This window comes from Halobacillus sp. ABH2_015, from assembly GCF_056158945.1.
On record NZ_JBSWUG010000002.1, the window covers coordinates 331308 to 349095 of the forward strand.

General features: G+C 48.8%; 11 protein-coding genes. 10 read left to right on the plus strand and 1 reads right to left on the minus strand.

The window, feature by feature from the left end:
* Positions 1 to 13: 13 nt before the first annotated feature.
* From ACXAD6_RS01740 to ACXAD6_RS01750, 3 genes are all read left to right on the plus strand, one after another.
* Complete coding sequence (locus ACXAD6_RS01740; RefSeq protein ID WP_474967370.1) at positions 14 to 1486, plus strand: glycoside hydrolase family 32 protein; 1473 nt, start codon at positions 14 to 16, stop codon at positions 1484 to 1486.
* 15 nt (positions 1487 to 1501) lie between these two features.
* On the plus strand, positions 1502 to 2104 hold the full coding sequence (locus ACXAD6_RS01745) for a DUF624 domain-containing protein (RefSeq protein ID WP_474967371.1): 603 nt from the start codon (positions 1502 to 1504) through the stop codon (positions 2102 to 2104).
* A gap of 162 nt (positions 2105 to 2266) precedes the next feature.
* Entirely contained in the window at positions 2267 to 7846 is a 5580-nt protein-coding gene (locus ACXAD6_RS01750) for a GH32 C-terminal domain-containing protein (RefSeq protein WP_474967372.1), read from the plus strand.
* A gap of 64 nt (positions 7847 to 7910) precedes the next feature.
* Here ACXAD6_RS01750 and ACXAD6_RS01755 read toward each other — a convergent pair whose 3' ends face one another.
* A complete protein-coding gene (locus ACXAD6_RS01755) occupies positions 7911 to 9305 on the minus strand; it encodes an L-cystine transporter (RefSeq protein ID WP_474967373.1) in 1395 nt (464 codons plus the stop codon).
* Between the two features lie 236 nt (positions 9306 to 9541).
* Here ACXAD6_RS01755 and ACXAD6_RS01760 point away from each other — a divergent pair, with 236 nt between their 5' ends.
* The 7 genes from ACXAD6_RS01760 (at position 9542) to pseG (ending at position 17788) form a co-directional block, all read left to right on the plus strand.
* On the plus strand, positions 9542 to 10525 hold the full coding sequence (locus ACXAD6_RS01760) for a ring-cleaving dioxygenase (protein WP_474967374.1): 984 nt from the start codon (positions 9542 to 9544) through the stop codon (positions 10523 to 10525).
* 107 nt (positions 10526 to 10632) lie between these two features.
* Positions 10633 to 11874, plus strand: coding sequence for a surface carbohydrate biosynthesis protein (locus ACXAD6_RS01765; protein ID WP_474967375.1), 1242 nt, complete (start codon positions 10633 to 10635; stop codon positions 11872 to 11874).
* A 116-nt stretch (positions 11875 to 11990) separates the two neighbouring features.
* Positions 11991 to 12989 (plus strand): SDR family NAD(P)-dependent oxidoreductase, encoded by a 999-nt coding sequence (locus ACXAD6_RS01770; RefSeq protein ID WP_474967376.1) that lies wholly within the window; start codon positions 11991 to 11993, stop codon positions 12987 to 12989.
* A 14-nt stretch (positions 12990 to 13003) separates the two neighbouring features.
* Positions 13004 to 14488 carry a capsular polysaccharide export protein, LipB/KpsS family gene (locus tag ACXAD6_RS01775; protein WP_474967377.1) on the plus strand — a complete coding sequence of 495 codons (1485 nt, stop codon included), beginning with the start codon at positions 13004 to 13006 and terminating at the stop codon, positions 14486 to 14488.
* Between the two features lie 84 nt (positions 14489 to 14572).
* Positions 14573 to 15514 carry a dTDP-glucose 4,6-dehydratase gene (locus ACXAD6_RS01780; protein WP_474970340.1) on the plus strand — a complete coding sequence of 314 codons (942 nt, stop codon included), beginning with the start codon at positions 14573 to 14575 and terminating at the stop codon, positions 15512 to 15514.
* A 13-nt stretch (positions 15515 to 15527) separates the two neighbouring features.
* Positions 15528 to 16730, plus strand: a complete 1203-nt coding sequence (gene pseC / locus ACXAD6_RS01785) for a UDP-4-amino-4,6-dideoxy-N-acetyl-beta-L-altrosamine transaminase (protein ID WP_474967378.1) — start codon at positions 15528 to 15530, stop codon at positions 16728 to 16730.
* Positions 16727 to 17788, plus strand: a complete 1062-nt coding sequence (gene pseG / locus ACXAD6_RS01790) for a UDP-2,4-diacetamido-2,4,6-trideoxy-beta-L-altropyranose hydrolase (protein ID WP_474967379.1) — start codon at positions 16727 to 16729, stop codon at positions 17786 to 17788. Before pseC ends, pseG begins: the two co-directional genes overlap by 4 nt.

Sequence of the window (17788 nt, forward strand, 5' to 3'; positions counted from 1 at the left end):
GTGTGCAGCCGTTATGACACATTATGAAACGATGCCTGCCCATGGCTATTATAAAGAAAAGTACCGCCCTCACCTCCATTTTACACCCGAGCAGATGTGGATGAATGACCCGAACGGACTCGTCTACTTTGAGGGTGAGTACCATTTGTTTTATCAATACCATCCGTACAGTACACAGTGGGGGCCGATGCACTGGGGACATGCGGTAAGCCGGGACCTGGTGACTTGGGAGCACCTGCCTGTCGCTCTGCATCCGGATGAGCAGGGGATGATTTTTTCAGGGAGTGCAGTGGTTGATCATGAGGATACCACCGGTTTTTTTGACGGAGGTAAAGGACTGGTCGCTGTTTATACAAGTGCTGATGGTGACCTCCAGCGGCAGAGTATTGCCTACAGTAAAGACCGTGGACGGACGTGGGTGAAATATGACGGAAATCCTGTACTGGAGAATCCCGGCATTGCAGACTTTCGTGATCCGAAAGTGTTCTGGCATTCGTCCTCTTCCCGCTGGGTGATGGTATTAGCTGCTGGAAAACAGGTGCAGCTGTTTACATCGGAAAATCTAAAGCAGTGGACCTTTGCCAGTTCTTTTGGGGAAGGGTGGGGAGAACAGAAAGGGACATGGGAGTGCCCTGATTTGTTTCCTATGGTCAATGAAAAGACTGGAGTTGAAGAATGGGTCCTGATGATCGGCATTGATGCCGGAGGACCATCCGGGGGTTCAGGGACACAGTATTTTACGGGAGTTTTTGACGGGTCGGCCTTTTTCCCTGACCAGCAGCAGGATGAAGTCAAATGGCTTGATTTCGGGAAAGACTTTTATGCTGCCCAGTCTTTTTCAGACCTTCGTGACCGGCGTGTGATTATCGCTTGGATGAGTAACTGGCAGTATGCCAACGACGTACCGACAGATCCTTGGAGAAGTGCGATGACCCTCCCGAGAGAACTGATACTTACAAAGGTTTCCGGGGAAAGTGTGCTGAAGCAGATGCCGGTGGCTGATTTGATTCATTCTGTGGCCAACAGCGCTCCAGGCAGCGGGGTTCAACTGCTTCCTGGATCCCCGCACATTCAATCACAGCCTGATGCCCCCTTTGTATGGAAAATCACCTTGGAGCTCCAGGCAGATTCCCATGTGGAAGGTACGGTTTTTCATACGGGTGAAGGCGGATATCGCTTTGGTGTCGAAAATGGGAGGGCGTATGTGGTCCGGGATGAATGTGTGCCTGCTTTTTCCGACCATTACGCTGCCGTATGTACAGCTGACATAGCTGGCAGTTTCGATGAGGTTACCTTGACGGTCGTTTGTGATTTTTCTTCGGTGGAGATGTTTGTAAATACTGGAGAGATCGGTATGACAAATCTGTACTTTCCTCAAACAGGCCTGTCCCAACTCATGAAGCTGGAAAGTATAAAAGGGTATGCGGCCGTGAAGGACATGGTCATTGATCAACGGCCCTCCATCTGGGCAGAAAACCATTCCTGAAAGGAGAGAATATTCATGAAAGGAACCGGCTCTGTTATTTATCAATGCTGTGACTGGCTGATGCGGCTGGCTGTTCTCAATATATTATGGCTGACATTCAGCATGGCAGGGCTGCTCGTTTTCGGGGTGTTTCCAGCTTCAGCTGCTGCTTCAGCTTTATTGAAGGAGTGGGTGGCAGGGGAGCGGCCGGCGTCGTTTTCCTATTTCCGGCGTATCTATCGGCAGTCTTTCTTTTCTTCCAATACGGTTTTTACAGGAGGATCCGTCGTTTTTATTCTCCTTGGTCTGAACTTATATACAAGTCTGCAGTTTCAGGGAATTCTATTTTACCTGTTTGTCAGCGGCACCATTTTTCTTATGTCCGGCCTTTTTCTTCTGCTTATGCTGACGCTTCTCCCGCTGGGCAGCGGTGAAAAGACAATACCTTCGCTTCGACGCGCCTTTCATCTGCTCATGTGCTATCCGGGCCGGCTTGTTTCATTGTCCGCCGGGATCGTGCTGCTGTTGGTGTGCATCCGGTATGTCCCAGGGATTTTACCTCTCTATTCTGTGAACCTTATTCTCTTCTTGGTAGTGGCTTTGTTTACGAATCAACTCCGTTTGGATGCTGTTTCATAATCAGAAAGAGGCGGTGGTGAGCCGTCTCCTTTTGTATATGTGTAATGTGATGATAAATGAAAAAAATTTATAACAAAATGATAGCGCTTACAATGTAAAGGAGGAATTCGATTGACTTGGAGGTTCCCGAAGACTGTATTTGTCTTGTTCTTTTTTTTCGTAATGGCTGTGCTGTTGCCGGCGGTGGTGACAGCGGAAACGTCTGCCTACCGCTCTGCTTTTCATTATTCCCCGGATGAGAACTGGATGAACGATCCCAATGGCCTCGTCTATTACGATGGGGAATACCATTTGTTTTATCAGCACAACCCTGCTGGTAATGTGTGGGGGCCTATGTATTGGGGGCATGCCGTCAGTGAAGACCTCATCAACTGGAAGGAGCTTTCTCCAGCTCTTTTTCCAGATGAGAAAGGATTCATCTGGTCGGGGAGTGTTGTTGTAGATGAACAAAATACCTCGGGCTTTAAGAACGGGTCAACGGCACCGATGGTCGCTCTTTTTACGCAGGAGAAAAAGGGCGGTCAGATCCAGAGTCTTGCCTACAGTCATGACAAAGGAATGTCATGGACCATGTATGAGGGCAATCCTGTGATTGACAGGCCTGAGGGGAAGGATGTGTACCGGGATCCAAAAGTATTCTGGCATGAAGCAACTGAACAATGGGTGATGCTTCTTTCCGGAGGGCAGTCCATTGAATTCTATCAGTCGAAAGATTTAAAGACGTGGGATCATGTCGATACGTTCGAGCGCCCAAGCGGTGGAGAAGGGGTCTGGGAGTGCCCGGACCTTGTCCGGCTCCCAGTGGAAGGAAAGGAAAATGAGTATAAATGGGCTTTGATCGTCAGCATCAGTGAAGGTGCCGAAGCAGGCGGCTCAGGGATGGAATATTATATCGGTGAATTCAACGGTTCACAGTTTCAGGCCGAACAAGGACCTGTTCCTTTCGATTATGGGGGAGATATGTATGCCGGGGTCACATGGAACAATCTACCTGAAGAACAGGACAGAACCGTGCTGATCGGATGGATGAACAATTGGCAGTATGGACAGGAAATTCCCTCCGACGGTTCCAGGGGTACTATGTCCCTTCCACGTGAGTTGACTCTCCTGGACGAGGGAGGAGGAAAGTACAGCATCCAGCAGCAGCCGGCAGAGGAGTTTGGTCAGTTGAAGGAGGAAGGAAAGGAGTGGGAACAACAAACGTTGAGCGGGGAGAAATCGTTTGGTGAAGTGGAGGATCTCATCCAAATTGAAGCATCCTTTGATATGGAAAAGACAACAGCTTCAGAACTTGGACTGAAGCTTACGAATGAAAGTGGAGAGGAAACGGTGATCTCCATATTTCCAGAAGAGGAAAAAGTGGCTCTTGACCGAACAGCTTCAGGGGAAAGTGATTTTTCTGGGCATTTCGCAGCTGTTCATAACGGACCGATAAAAAGCGGGGATGGAACGGTGGATCTGTCTATCATCGTTGACCGGAATTCGATTGAAATGTTCGCAGATAACGGAAGGTCGGTATGGACCGATCAGATTTTCAGAGATACATCCCAGTCAGAACTCCATGCTTACAGCCGGGACGGAGAAGCAGCGGTGACCATGCTGCGTGTAACTCCTCTGAAATCAGCTCCTCCCGAAAAAGCTTTGGACGAAGTGCCGGCCTCTTCTCCGGAAACTTTGGAAAACGGGGGGTTTGAAACAGGGGATCTGACCGGGTGGACAGCGGCCGGAAGCGCGTTTTCCTCAGGTGTATCCGAAGTAGAGACGTATTGGGAGGGAAACTCCTTCGATCATGAAGGGGACTACCATTTGTGGGGATTTTCGGAGGATGTTCCGGATTCCGACTTTCGTACAGGTACGCTTCAGTCCGCTCCCTTTACGCTGTCCGGACAGGGGAAAGTGGACTTCTTAGTCGGCGGTGGTGAGGATCTTGACCGGCTGTATGTCTCCCTTGTCCGTGCTGAAGATGGGAAGGAATTGTTTAAAGCTACAGGAGCAGATGATGAAAAGTATCGGCGTGTTTCCTGGGATGCTGCCGATTATATAGGGGAAACCCTTTATATTAAAGTGGTGGATTTTCATACAGAAGGGTTCGGTCATCTGAATGTGGATGACTTCCAGGTTTACCATGAAGGAAGTCCGGAAACCAACACGCTGATTAATGGAGACTTTGAAACTGGTGATCTTACGGGTTGGACTGCAGTGGAAGGAGAGGCCTTTACTGATCAAAGTATCACCGACCATACGGATTGGGGTTGGGGAGGCCCTTTTAATCATAACGGGGATTACCATCTGTGGGGGGCTTTGGGAAATGGGGACGACCAGACAGGTGTGCTGCATTCCAATGTCTTCACTTTGTCAGGCACAGGAGAAATCTCCTTTTTAATCGGTGGTGGAAACAATCCTGATGAACTGTATGTGGCCTTAGTGAGAGCTTCGGATGATAAGGAATTGATTAAAGCTTCCAATGAAAAATGGGAAGACAGCGAGGCCTATCACGAAGTTATGTGGGATGCTTCCGATTATAGAGGAGAAGAAGTATACCTGAAAATTGTGGACCGCGCCACCGGCGGGTGGGGACATATTAATGTCGATCATTTCCAGGTCAACCAGACCGGCACACTCGTCCACTATCCGTTTGATGAGGAGCAGGGGGCTGTCACTAAAGAAGCTGTCAGCAGCGAAGTAGATCCCGTCCATTATGTATTTAATGAGGCTGAATATAAAGCAGATTCCGACCCATTGTGGCGGAAAGGGTTAAAGGACAATGCGCTGTTGTTTGATGGGTACTCCACATGGGTGACGCAGAAGGCAGAGGATGTAATTCAGCCCGAAGATGCTTTAACGGTTGAGGGCTGGGTGGCCCCGAGATCCTATGAATGGGGGGACCTGAATCAGGTGTCGGCCATCGTCAATCAGCACGATCCAGGGAAAAAGGAAGGATATGTGCTCGGGATGGGTCGTCACGGAGTTCTGGCTTTCAAGGCAGGCATTGGAGGCGAATGGGTGGAAGTGGATTCCGGTGACCATATGATTGAAAAAGATCAATGGTCTCATGTCGCTGGTGTATTTGACCGTCGTGAGCAGAAGCTGCGCGTCTATATCAATGGTGAACTTGTCGGAGAATCATCGACGCCATCCGGTTCTCTTGCCTCATCAGAAGAAGATTTACTCATAGGAAAGCATAACAAGGCCGCTCTCTTAAACGGGGTTTTTGAAGCCAACATGTTTCACGGATTGATGGATGACGTGAAGATTTCCAATGGAGCTAAAACGACCGAACAACTGAAAAAATCTTTTGATGATACGATCAGCGGTATGGAGGGAGGGGAACTTCCTAAACCAGAGCTGTACTGGGATCGTACCCGTTATGCCGGAGATCAGCATCGTCCGCAGTATCATTTCATGCCGCCTGAGCATTGGATGAATGAACCGCATGCCCCGCTCTATTTTGGTGGAAAATACCACATCTTTTATCAGAAGAACCCTCAAGGACCGTATTGGCATCAGATTCACTGGGGGCACGCGGTGAGTGAGGATCTCGTCCATTGGGAAGAAATGCCGGAGGCTCTGGCACCGGAGAAAGGATCGGTGGCCCCGGACGGGGTTTGGTCCGGAAGTGCTGTCGTGGATAACGGTGAACCTTACTTATTCTTCACGGCCGGTGATGACAGCAGATTCCCGAACCAGATGACTGGTCTTGCCTTCAGTGAGAATCCAGAGGATCCCTTATTGAAAGACTGGCGGATGCTGGATGAGCCTGTCACTGTACAGGAGGAAAACCTGCCCGCAGAAGACGGGGAGGTCATGTATGGGCAGTTCCGCGATCCGTTCGTCTTCAAAGACGGCGATACATGGTATCAATTAATGGGATCCGGAATTGATCAAGTCGGGGGGACGGCTTTGTTGTATTCGTCCAAGGATTTAAAGAATTGGACGTATGAAAAACCGTTTTTCACAGGAGACTCGGAGACGTATCCGAAAACCGGGGATGTGTGGGAACTTCCGGTCTTCCTTCCGATCGGTAAAGATGACACAGGAAAAGAAAAGTATGCTTTCTTTATCAATCCATGGTTTGACGGCTACAGCCCTCACAATGTGAAATATACGTTCTACTGGGTGGGGACATGGGATGCGGCCAAACTGGAATTTGTACCGGATCATGAAGAACCGAGGCAGTTTGATTATGGAGAGCACTTCACAGGTCCAAGCGGCATGATTGATGAGGATGGCACACCGCTTTTATTCAGCATCGCCCAGGATAAGCGAAGCGAGCAGGAACATTATGATGCTGGATGGGCTCATAATGCCGGCCTTCCCGTTGAACTTTCTCTAAGTCGTGGGGGGGATCTTGGATTGAAACCGATCGAAGAGCTGGAAACGCTGCGTGGCAGCCAGCTTGTCTCCATGAAGAATCAGTCGATGGAGCAGGCAAATGAACAGATAGAGGATGTAGAAGGAGATTTGTTGGAGGTTGTTCTCGAGATCGATATGAAAGAGGCGGATAAAGCAGGACTGAAGGTTCGGCAGAGTAAGGAAAGCGGGGAAGAAACCCTGCTGTTCTATGATCAATCAGAAGAGCACTTTGCGATTGACCGGAACGACTCCAGTTTGAATCCTGATGTCAGCAAGGGAATCCAAGGTGGAGAGCTATTGTTGGAGGACGGGAACTGGAATCTCCACGTTTATCTGGATCGTTCCATGGTTGAAGCCTATGCCAATGAGCAGAAGAGTATAACGTCCCGTGTTTATCCAACGAGTTATGACGCCCTCGGCATTGAACTTTGGAGTGAAGGGGGAGAAGTGGAAGTTGTATCTATGGACGTATGGGAATTGAACGGAGCATTTGGTGAAGTCGAACCGGTGTATGAGAAGGAGCAGCCGACGGTACCTCCTCATGGGGAACTGCCGAACCATGACTTTCAAAATGGTGATTTATCGGGATGGAATGTTGTGGAGGGGGACGCTTTCTCCGATGCCCATATTACAGCAAAACAGGACTGGGGATGGGGCGGTCCGTTTGATCAGGCGGAGGATTCCACAGATCTCGAACGCTTCCACTTGTGGGGATTCCTGGATGCTGCCGGCGGAGATGCAGCTACTGGTGTGATGGAGTCCGAAGTATTTGAACTCTCCGGGAGCGGACAAATTGATTTTCTAATCGGTGGAGGAAAAAATGTCGAAGAACTGTCCGTCGCACTCGTCAGGGCTTCCGACGATCAAGTGCTGAAAGAGGCCACTGGAAGAAATGCAGAAACCTACCGCCGTGTCGAATGGGATGCCTCCGAGTTTATCGGAGAGCAGCTGTTGATCCGCGTAACTGACCGGGCCACAGGTGGATGGGGACATATCAACGTGGATGATGTGAATGTGCCCACAGCCTTAAGTGAGGAGGCTCAACTTTTTCAACAGTTGAAAGATATGCCGTTAACCACCAGTAAAGATTTAGATAAGAAAATCGATCTTTATGAAAAAGTAAAGAAACGACAGGCAGCCGGCAAAGGAGATCTGGACTTGATCAGGGCGGACATGCTGGGTTTCCTTCTGGATCAACTTCGTTTGAAAAAGAAAGACTATACCTTGACTGATCAACAGCTTCCGTTCCTTGTTCAGTATGCGATTGAAGAAACCGGAGCGGAAGATGAGTCTGACTATGGGGAAGTCCAGGGGTTTGTCATGAAGAGGGTAAATAAACATGCGACTGGAAAACAGGTGCGGGATGTGATTGAACACCATTTGTCCTAGATCCTGAAACCGTTGGTTGATAAGAAAAAGGTTCTGCTCCCTTGGGAGCAGAACCTTTTTTGGTTTAAACAGCAATATCTTTTTCAACGGCTTCCTTATCGTTGAAGCGTTTGACGTTCAACTTTTTCAAGACACGTGAAGTCAATGTCCCTGATGTCATAGCGCCGTTGACATTGAGTGCTGTCCGGCCCATGTCGATCAGCGGCTCTACAGAAATGAGCAGTCCCGCAAGTGCGACAGGCAGGTTCATGGAAGAAAGAACAATCAAAGCAGCAAAGGTCGCTCCGCCTCCGACACCTGCAACACCAAAGGAGCTGATGGCGACAATCAGCACAAGCTGCACGAGGAATCCAGGACTGAGCGGATCAATTCCGACAGAAGGAGCAATCATAACAGCAAGCATCGCAGGATAGATGCCGGCACAGCCGTTCTGCCCGATCGTCGCTCCAAAGGATGCCGACATGTTGGCGACTCCTTCATCAACACCAAGACTGTTTTTCTGGGCTGATATATTTAATGGAATCGTTCCGGCACTGGATCTGGACGTGAAAGCAAAGGTGAGGACCGGCAGCACTTTTTTCAAGTACGTGAACGGGTTCAATCCAAACGCTCCAATCAGAACAAGATGAATGATAAACATGACAGCAAGGGCGGCATAGGAGGCAAGGACGAATTTACCAAGCTCTAAAATACCGGCGATATTGGTCTGGGCGACCGTTGTCGCCATTAAACCAAGAATACCAATGGGTGTCAGGCGTAGAACGAGGGTAACAATCCGCATGACGACCGCATAAAAAGCGTTGATGATGTTAATGAATGTTTTGGCATGTTCGGGCTGCTTGCGGCGTACGCCGAGAACAGCGATACCAACAATCGCAGAGAAAATCACGACGGCGATGGTGGACGTGGCACGGTCACCGGTCATATCGAGGAAGGGATTGGCCGGGATGAATTCGAGAATTTTTTCCGGTGTGGACAAGTCCTGGACCTCTGTGAGCGTTTCTTCCAAGTATATTCCCCGGTCGGACTCGGCCTGGCCGGCCTCAATTTCACTGGCGTTCAAATCGAAGACAAAGGAGCTGCCGATCCCGACAAGTGCGGCGATGGCTGTTGTTCCGACTAATATTCCGATAATCCAGAGAGAAATGCGTCCGAGCTCCGATGTTTTCTCCAAATTGATAATGGACTGGATGATCGAAACCATAATCAATGGGATGACTATCATCATCAGGAGACGCACATAGCCGCGTCCGGCGATGTTATACCAGTCTGTCGTCTGGGCGGTTATGGCAGAGTCTGCGCCGAATACGGTCTGCAGATAAACCCCAAGCAGCACGCCGAGACCAAGACCGGTGAACACACGCTTACTGAAAGAGACGTGTTTCTGCTGCATGCGGATCAATACGAATATAAGAGTTGAAATAAGTACAATGTTCAAAAGAACAAGAAATGTTTCCATAAAAAAAGACCTCCTTTAATTGTTTATCCTATAAAACTGATAAAATTACTAAGGTTTATAAAATATCCAATTTTTCACTAAAAGTCAATGCTTTTTCCGTAACTTTCTACATCTAACTTATGAGAGGTTGAGATTGGTTGAGAACAGTGGATTTGACATTTGTTCATCTGCAAGGTATATTTATCTTGAAACTGAGATAATATCAAAAGGATGAACAAATAAATGGAGGAATGGACATGAACGAACTGAAAGGGATTCACCATGTCACCGCGATTACGAGCAGTGCGGAAAAAAACTACGAATTCTTCACTTATGTACTTGGGATGCGCCTCGTGAAAAAGACCGTCAACCAGGATGATATTGAAACGTACCACTTGTTCTTTGCAGACGATCGGGGGAATCCCGGTACGGATATGACGTTTTTCGATTTCCCAGGCATTCCGAAAGGGTCCCACGGGACGAATGAAATTTCCACAACGTCGTTCCGGGTACCGAATGATGAGGCTCTGGACTACTGGGTTAAACGCTTTGACCGGCTGGATGTGAAGCACAAGGGCATTAAGGAACGTTTTGGGAACAAGGTTCTTCCGTTTGTCGACTTTGACGACCAGTCGTATGAATTGATTTCTGATGAAAAAGACAATGGTGTGTCTGCCGGAATTCCTTGGCAGGCCGGGCCTGTACCGAACGAATATGCCATCACTGGATTAGGGCCGTTGTATGTCCGCGTAGATAAGGCGGATTACTTCAAGGACATGCTGCAGAAAGTGATGAATTTCCGTCAAACCGCTGAAGAAGGAGCCTTTACGAGGTTCGAAGTCGGAGAAGGTGGAAACGGAGCTGCGGTCATTGTTGAATACAACGCTGTCCTTCCAGATGCGCGTCAGGGGTATGGTACGGTACACCACGCTGCTTTCCGCGTCCATGACCGTGGGGCCCTCCAGGAATGGATTGATCACCTTCCGAAATTCGGTTTCCGCACGTCCGGTTTTGTCGACCGCCATTATTTCGGTTCTCTCTATGCGAAAGTAGCGCCTCAGATTTTGTTTGAGTTTGCGACCGACGGACCTGGATTTATGGGGGATGAGCCGTATGAAACCCTCGGTGAAATGCTCTCCCTCCCGCCGAAGCTGGTGCCGAAGCGTGAGGAGATCGAAAATTACGTGCGCCCGATTGATACCGTCAGAAGTACGAAAACGATTGAAAAAGAATATGAATAAATCACGGACCCTGGAGAGACGCTTTCCGGGGTCTTTTTTTTCAGCATAGGAATCGAACGGGTCACATACGTATGTTTTATTCGCAGGTCTTGCAGGAGGTCAACGAAATGAAAAGCGGAAGTCGTAAGTGGCTGTATCTTCCGATTGAAACGAAAGTGAGAGAGCTGGATGCGAAGTTACTGCTTGCGTTTCATGCCATAAGTCAGGGGTATCATGTCGTGATTGGAGAGCATCGGATGGTGGAACAGGCAGCAGAGAAGCTGCCGCTTGGTATTTTCCTGGCCAAGGGTTATTCGAAAGGGTACGGCAGAAGAGTAGTGGAAAACATAGGGAGATGTCATCATAAGATTGTAGAACTGGATGAAGAGGGTTTTTTCATTCCCGACGCTCCGAAATACATCAGCCGGCGGATGAGGAAGGAGCATATTCGCGGACTCTCCCACGTGTGCTGCTGGGGGGAGCATCAAAAAAACATCCTGACAAAAGCTTATCCTCATATGGAAAAGAACTGTACCATTACCGGAAATCCCAGATTCGACCTGCTGAATGACATCTATAAAGAGCTGTACGCCTCGGATGTAGAAGTCATACAGGCAGATTTCGGCTCTTATATCCTCATGAATACCCGGTTTACGTTTTATAATCCGATCGGCGGGGTGAGAGATAACGTCCATCTGCCGGAAATGGAGAAAATAAAAAGGCTCTGCCATGCTTTTATCCAGCTCGCTCAGACGCTGAGCCGGGTCTATCCGGGAAAAAACATCATATTCCGTCCGCATCCCGGGGAAAGCCTCGACGTTTATAAGGAGGCGTTTAAAGGGTTCCGTAACATCCACATCCATAGGGAGCGTAGTGTGATTCATTGGATTCTCGGGGCGGATGCTGTCATTCATAACGGCTGTACAACCGGAATTGAAGGGGTTGTGCTGAGAAAACCGGTCATCGCCTACCAGCCTGTGATTCACTCCTCCGGCATGATGGACTTTCCCGACAGGCTGAGTATCCAAGCGTTCACCGAGAACGAAGTCGTTCAAATCCTGCAGCATGCTGAAAAGCCTGAACTTCCTGATCAGTTCTTTCATTATTACAGTCATCCGGCCATCCCGTCCGCCTGCACGGCCATTCTGAACGTGTTGAACAACCAACAGGTCCCCCATGCCCCTGTCCCCTCTTTAAAAAGGCTGCGTTTCGTAAAAGACCGGCGGGAAAAAATGAAACGGTTCTTTCCATCTTTATCGACAGAAGAAATCGTACACTTTTATTCCCTTCTGAATAAGATTTCCAATAAAAACCTTCCTTATCGTATCCACCCTTTATCGGATCGGTTATATCTGCTTGAAAGCCTGTAACCAGGGACCGGAGCCGGCTCCTGGCTGGGTTTCTATCTATTATTTTCACCTTTCTATAAAAATAGCATATACATAAGCATGATCAGGTAGAAAGATATGAGGGAAGGAGAAAGAGAGTGTTTTATAAAAATAAGGGCATTCTGGTAATTGGTGGGACGGGCACAATTGGAAAGCGGATTGTGGCTGCCCTTTTGAATGAATCCCCCAAGTATATCAAGGTGTTGAGCCGTGATGAATATAAGCAGTATCAATTGGAAAAAGAATTGAAGTCCGATCCGCGGGTGCATTTTATTCTAGGAGACATCCGTCATTACGAAACAGTCTATGATGCAATGGAAAACGTAGATTACGTGTTTCACCTGGCCGCTATGAAGCATGTTCCTTTTTGTGAAAACAACCCGTATGAAGCGGTGCTTACCAACATAGCAGGAACACGGCACGTGGTGCGGGCAGCAAAGGCCCGCGGTGTCAAAAAGGTTGTGTTCACGAGTACAGATAAAGCGATTTCTCCGACGAATACGTATGGAGCCTCCAAGCTGATTGCTGAACGACTTCTTTTATCCTCCGAACAGCACAAATCAGAAGAAGGTACAATTTTTGCCAGTGTGCGTTTCGGAAATGTCATGGGGTCCAGAGGGTCTGTCATTCCTCTGTTTGTTAAGCAGATGGTAGAGAAGAAGCGGATTACCGTGACGGATGATCGGATGTCGCGGTTCATGATGACGATTGACGAAGCCGCTTCCTTAACGATCCGCTCACTGACGAGAGCACAGGGGGGAGAAATTTTCGTCTTGAAAATGCCGGTCATTTCCCTGCAGGACCTCATTGAAGTGGTCCGGGAGGAAGTATGTCTTGCTTATGGCTTGGACACACATGAAATCACAGTTCAGGAGATAGGGTTAAGAGTTGGAGAAAAAATGTACGAAGAACTGATGACCTTTGAAGAATCGACGACAGCCTGGGAATTTGAAGATATGTACGTCATCCCGGGGGATAAACGGACCTCCTATCCGGATGCTGTCAGAACTCAAGTGGGAACGTACAGCTCAAGCGATCAGAAACCGGTCTCCAAAGAAGAGCTGCGCCGGATTGTGCAGAAGCAGAATTTAATTTAGGAAGGAAAGCGGCCATGGATATCATTGAACAAAAATACTGGTCCGTGTACCTGGACTTTCTGGATGATTTTCAATCCCTCCATTATAAAGGGCACAGCATCTCCTACCTTTGTTACTACAGAGGGCTGATCCAGAGCAATAAAGGACTGATGGAAATCTACCAGCAGAAGGGGTGGGTTTCTTTTGTTCGTAACCATGTCACGGATGTACGAGTCGTTCAGCGGCGTTTTGACGGGTACAAATCGAGGTTTCAAAAGAAAAGGAATCAGGCAGTGAAAAAGAAGCTCGTGTTGTATGACGGGTACGGGCTTCTCAGGCTTCCAACTGCCACTTTATTGAGGCTGAACCGGACCTTTGAAACGCTGTACATCGTCGATCGGGAAAACGGCCGGAAGAAAGGGGAGAAAAAGCCGAAGGTTAGGTCGCTGGGTGAAACGGTGTTAGTGAAGAGGCCGTCCGGTATGAAAAAAAGAGCAGCGAGCGTCCTTCCTCCTCGTTACTTTGACGAATATAAGGTGAATGTCCATAAAGAAGTGCTGCGTCTTCAAAAAGAAGCGAAAGTGATCCTTGCCCGTAAGAAAGCGGCCGGCCACCCGGTGTATGCCGTTCCTTACTTTGAAAAAGCATTGATGAATCAGATTGACCAGGTCGTTCATCGAGTGGAACAGATCGGAGCATTACTGCAGCGGGAAGGGGTAGGGTGTGTCATCGTCCCGTATTCGCAATATATGGAGTCGCGGATCTTTTCCATTTTAGGAGCTGTTTATCAGATACCCGTAGCCGCCCTGCAGCACGGCATCATTTCCGATGCATTCGGCTATCTTCCGTGCGTCACTGATTATAAGCTTGTCTTTGGACATTATGAGAAGCAATGGTTCCTATCCCGGGGGGTTCCGGAGAAGAAGATCGTTGTGATGGGACACCCGCGTTTTGATGAAGTGTACAAGGCGGCTCAGATCAACAAAGCAGGAATCAAACAGAATATAGGGCTTCCCATTCATAAGAAAAACCTTCTCATTGTTGTACGGAGCAACTATCAAATGAAAAAATGGGAGTCATTTTTGAAATCCCTTCCCCTGTCAAATCCGGTGAATCTCATCATCAAAGATTTCCCTGACCACACGCCCCATTACTTAACAAAAAAATTCCCGTCCACCTTCCATTCCAGGAACCAGCCGTTAAGTGACTTGATCCAGCTGTCTGATGCGGTGGTCAGTTACCATTCAACCGCCGGGCTTGAAGGCTTGATGGCCGGTAAGCCTGTATTTATCCTGAATAATAATTTTTATGGATACAGCGGATATTTTGATTCATTGGGACGTTTGAAACAGGATGACCCTGTCCGGCTTGCGGGCTTGGTCAATACTTTCCTTAAAGACGGCAGAGTATCTGCACACGATCAGTCCTTGATGCAGTCATTCACACAACGTACCTATCCGCTTGGGAACGGGGCGGAGGGGAGGCTTTCATCCTTTATCACAGGGCTTCTGAAGAAGTGATGCCCTGTGATTTTTTTACATACATAACGGCACCTAGCAATATATGTATATAGGAATGCCGTTTTTAAAAGAGGAGGGAGCTTTCTGAACGTACTTGTTACAGGTGGAGCAGGGTTTATTGGTCGATGGGTCGTGAAGAAATTACTGGAAGACCAGCATAACGTCTGCGTCGTTGATAATTTGTCGAATGGGGACGTCGGAAACATCGAGGAGTTTCTTTCGCATAAACGTTTTAAAGCTTTTTATCATGATGATATACGTAAAGAAGATGTCATCGAACAGGTCGTCAACGATTCTGTGGATATCTGCTACCATCTAGCGGCAAGTATCAATGTCCAGGACAGCATTGATGATCCGCAGACCACATTCTATAACGATACGGTTGCGGCCTTTCATTTGCTGGAAAGCTGCAGAAAGAACAAGGTAAGACTTGTGTTCATGAGCACGTGTATGGTTTATGATCAAGCATACAATCCCCAGGGGATTACCGAAAAGGACCCTGTCAAACCAGCTTCTCCCTATGCCGGTTCAAAAATTGCAGCAGAAAATATGGTGCTGTCCTACTTTCATGCCTATCAGATGCCTGTCACGATCGTACGCCCTTTCAACACGTATGGTCCTTTTCAAAAGACAGGAGGAGAGGGTGGTGTGGTTCCTATTTTCATAAAGAAAAAGCTGAATAAAGATCCGATCCAGATTTATGGAAACGGGGAGCAGACCCGTGATCTTTTATATGCAGAGGACTGTGCGCGGTTCGTTGTGGAGGCGGGTCTCCATGAAGAGGCGTTTGGGGAAATTTTGAATGCGGGTCTGGGCCGCGATGTGTCGATCAATCAGCTGGCTGAGCTGATTGCGGACGGCCGGACGTCCATTACTCATATCGAGCACATTCACCCGCAAAGTGAGATTTCCAAACTGTTGTGCGATTATTCCAAAGCCAAAAAGATCCTCGGCTGGGAACCTGAAGTAGATTTAGAGGAGGGAATCCGGCGGACAGAGGAATGGATCAAATCCAACCGTATGTAAAGGAGCTGGGCAGGTGGGAGGCAAGCTTGCTGTATTTGGAGGAAAGCCTGTACGTGATTCGTTTCTCCCTTATGGAAGACAGTGGATTTCCAAGGAAGATAAAGCAGCCGTTGAACGGGTTTTGAACAGTCCCTATTTAACGACAGGACCTGCCGTAGCCAGTTTTGAGAGAAAAACAGCTGCTTATACAGGGGCGGCGTATGCTGTTTCCTTTTCAAGTGGAACGGCAGCGCTGCATGCCGCCTGTTTTACTGCCGGCATCGGGAAGGGGGACGAAGTCATCACCTCCCCTCTCACCTTTGCCGCCAGCGCCAACTGTGTCTTGTACTGCGGAGGCACGCCGGTTTTTGCAGATGTAGACCCCCGCACGTATTTAATTACACCGGAAAGTATCGAAGCCGCTGTTACCGAGCGGACGAAAGCGGTCATTCCTGTAGATTTCACCGGACAGCCGGCTGATTATGAGGCCATCAGAAAAGTGGCGGACAAATACAATCTGCTCATCATCGAAGACGCCGCTCATGCTCTCGGGGCTTCCTATCACACACAGAAAGTCGGTGCTCTCAGTGATATGACGATGTTCAGCTTTCATCCCGTGAAACCAGTGACCACCGGAGAAGGCGGCATCATTACGACGAATGAGGAAAGCTGGTACAAAACGCTTCTTCAATTCCGTACCCATGGCATTACGAAGCATGCACCTGATTTTATACAAACACGCGATCCGTGGGAATATGAGATGCAGTTTCTCGGATTCAACTATCGGATGACCGATCTGCAGGCCGCTCTTGGGGAAAGCCAGCTGGACCGGCTGGATACGTTCACATCCATGAGGGAAGCTTATGCGGATTATTACAACAACGCCTTCAGGACCGTGAAGGGTGTAACGATCCCTTACCAGGAACAGGACCGGCGTTCGAGCTGGCATTTGTATATTCTTAAGCTTGATGAGGAGATGATCGGCCTTCGGAAAGAGATTTTTGAGGCATTGACAGCGGAGAACATCGGGGTAAACGTCCATTACATGCCTGTATATGAACAGCCGTACTATCAGGAAAACGGCTTTGATCAGGTCAGCTGCCCAACCGCAGAAAAGCTGTATCAGCAATTCCTCACCCTCCCGCTTTTTCCTGCCATGGACCAACAGGACCTGGATGATGTGATCGAAGCAGTCCGGAAGGTTTTGAATTATTACCGGGATGGGGCCGGCTCATGAGAGCAGCCATCCGTGTCGACGCATCGGTCCAGTGGGGGACCGGGCATATGATGCGCTGTCTGACTTTGGCCCAAGATCTTCGTGACCTTGGAGCCCATGTATTTTTTATATGCCGAAGCTGTCCGGAAAGTCTTGTGCAGGTGGCTGTGAACCAGTCTTTTTCTGTGTATAGGCTTGAGGACAGCGAGGAATTTTCTTATAAAAAGGATGCGGACCAGACGAAAGAGCTGCTTCAATCATGGGGACCCATCGACTGGCTGATTGTGGACCATTATCAACTGGACGCCGGATGGGAGGAAGAGGTGCGGCCGTTGGTGAAAGGACTGATGGTCATTGATGATCTGGCTGACCGGTGTCATGCCTGTGACGTGCTGCTGGACCAAAATATCTGCAGCAATCTTCATGAACGGTATACCCATTTGATCCCTTCGTCAGCTGTCCGTCTTCTGGGACCGGACTATCTTCTTTTAAGAAAGGAATTTCTCCAGGCAGGTAAGGAGCAGAGTGGAAACATCCATCATCTTCTCATCAGCTTCGGAGGCAGCGATCCTTCCGGTCAGACGTTGAAAGCGATTGAAGCTGTCCATCATATAACAGATCTGACTGTGACCATTGTTGTCGGTGGAGCGAACGAGAAGGTGGAGGTCATTCGGAGGTACGTGTCCCGGTTTCCACACATGACCCTGCACGTACAGACCAGTCAAATGGCACGGCTGATGGAAGAGGCTGACCTCGTCATAGGAGCTGGTGGCTCATCCATCTGGGAGTGCTGCTATATGAATCTTCCAGTGATTGTCATTCAAACAGCTGCCAATCAGGCCGCCACCATCGCTGCTCTGAAAGAGAGAAAAGCCGTCTTCTATGTGGGAAAGGCTGTGGATGTGCCGGTGGACCGGTTGAAAAGGGCTGTTGAAAAGCTTGTCTGCAACCCAGCCGCCGCCCGGGAAATGGCCGGTCGATTTTCTCAAATCATGGATGGGTACCGCCCAGGACGTGTGGCGGCTTGTTTAATGAACTGGAATAACTCTCCTGACATACCGGGGAGGAAGAAGGGATAA

Bases quoted from the DNA above. Each gene is read 5' to 3' on its own strand.
- ACXAD6_RS01750 (WP_474967372.1), top strand. From the start codon at position 2,267: ATGGCTGTGCTGTTGCCGGCGGTGGTGACAGCGGAAACGTCTGCCTAC.
- ACXAD6_RS01760 (WP_474967374.1), top strand. From the start codon at position 9,542: ATGAACGAACTGAAAGGGATTCACCATGTCACCGCGATTACGAGCAGT.
- ACXAD6_RS01745 (WP_474967371.1), top strand. From the start codon at position 1,502: ATGAAAGGAACCGGCTCTGTTATTTATCAATGCTGTGACTGGCTGATG.
- ACXAD6_RS01775 (WP_474967377.1), top strand. From the start codon at position 13,004: ATGGATATCATTGAACAAAAATACTGGTCCGTGTACCTGGACTTTCTG.
- ACXAD6_RS01765 (WP_474967375.1), top strand. From the start codon at position 10,633: ATGAAAAGCGGAAGTCGTAAGTGGCTGTATCTTCCGATTGAAACGAAA.
- ACXAD6_RS01740 (WP_474967370.1), top strand. From the start codon at position 14: ATGACACATTATGAAACGATGCCTGCCCATGGCTATTATAAAGAAAAG.
- ACXAD6_RS01755 (WP_474967373.1), bottom strand. From the start codon at position 9,305: ATGGAAACATTTCTTGTTCTTTTGAACATTGTACTTATTTCAACTCTT.
- pseG (WP_474967379.1), top strand. From the start codon at position 16,727: ATGAGAGCAGCCATCCGTGTCGACGCATCGGTCCAGTGGGGGACCGGG.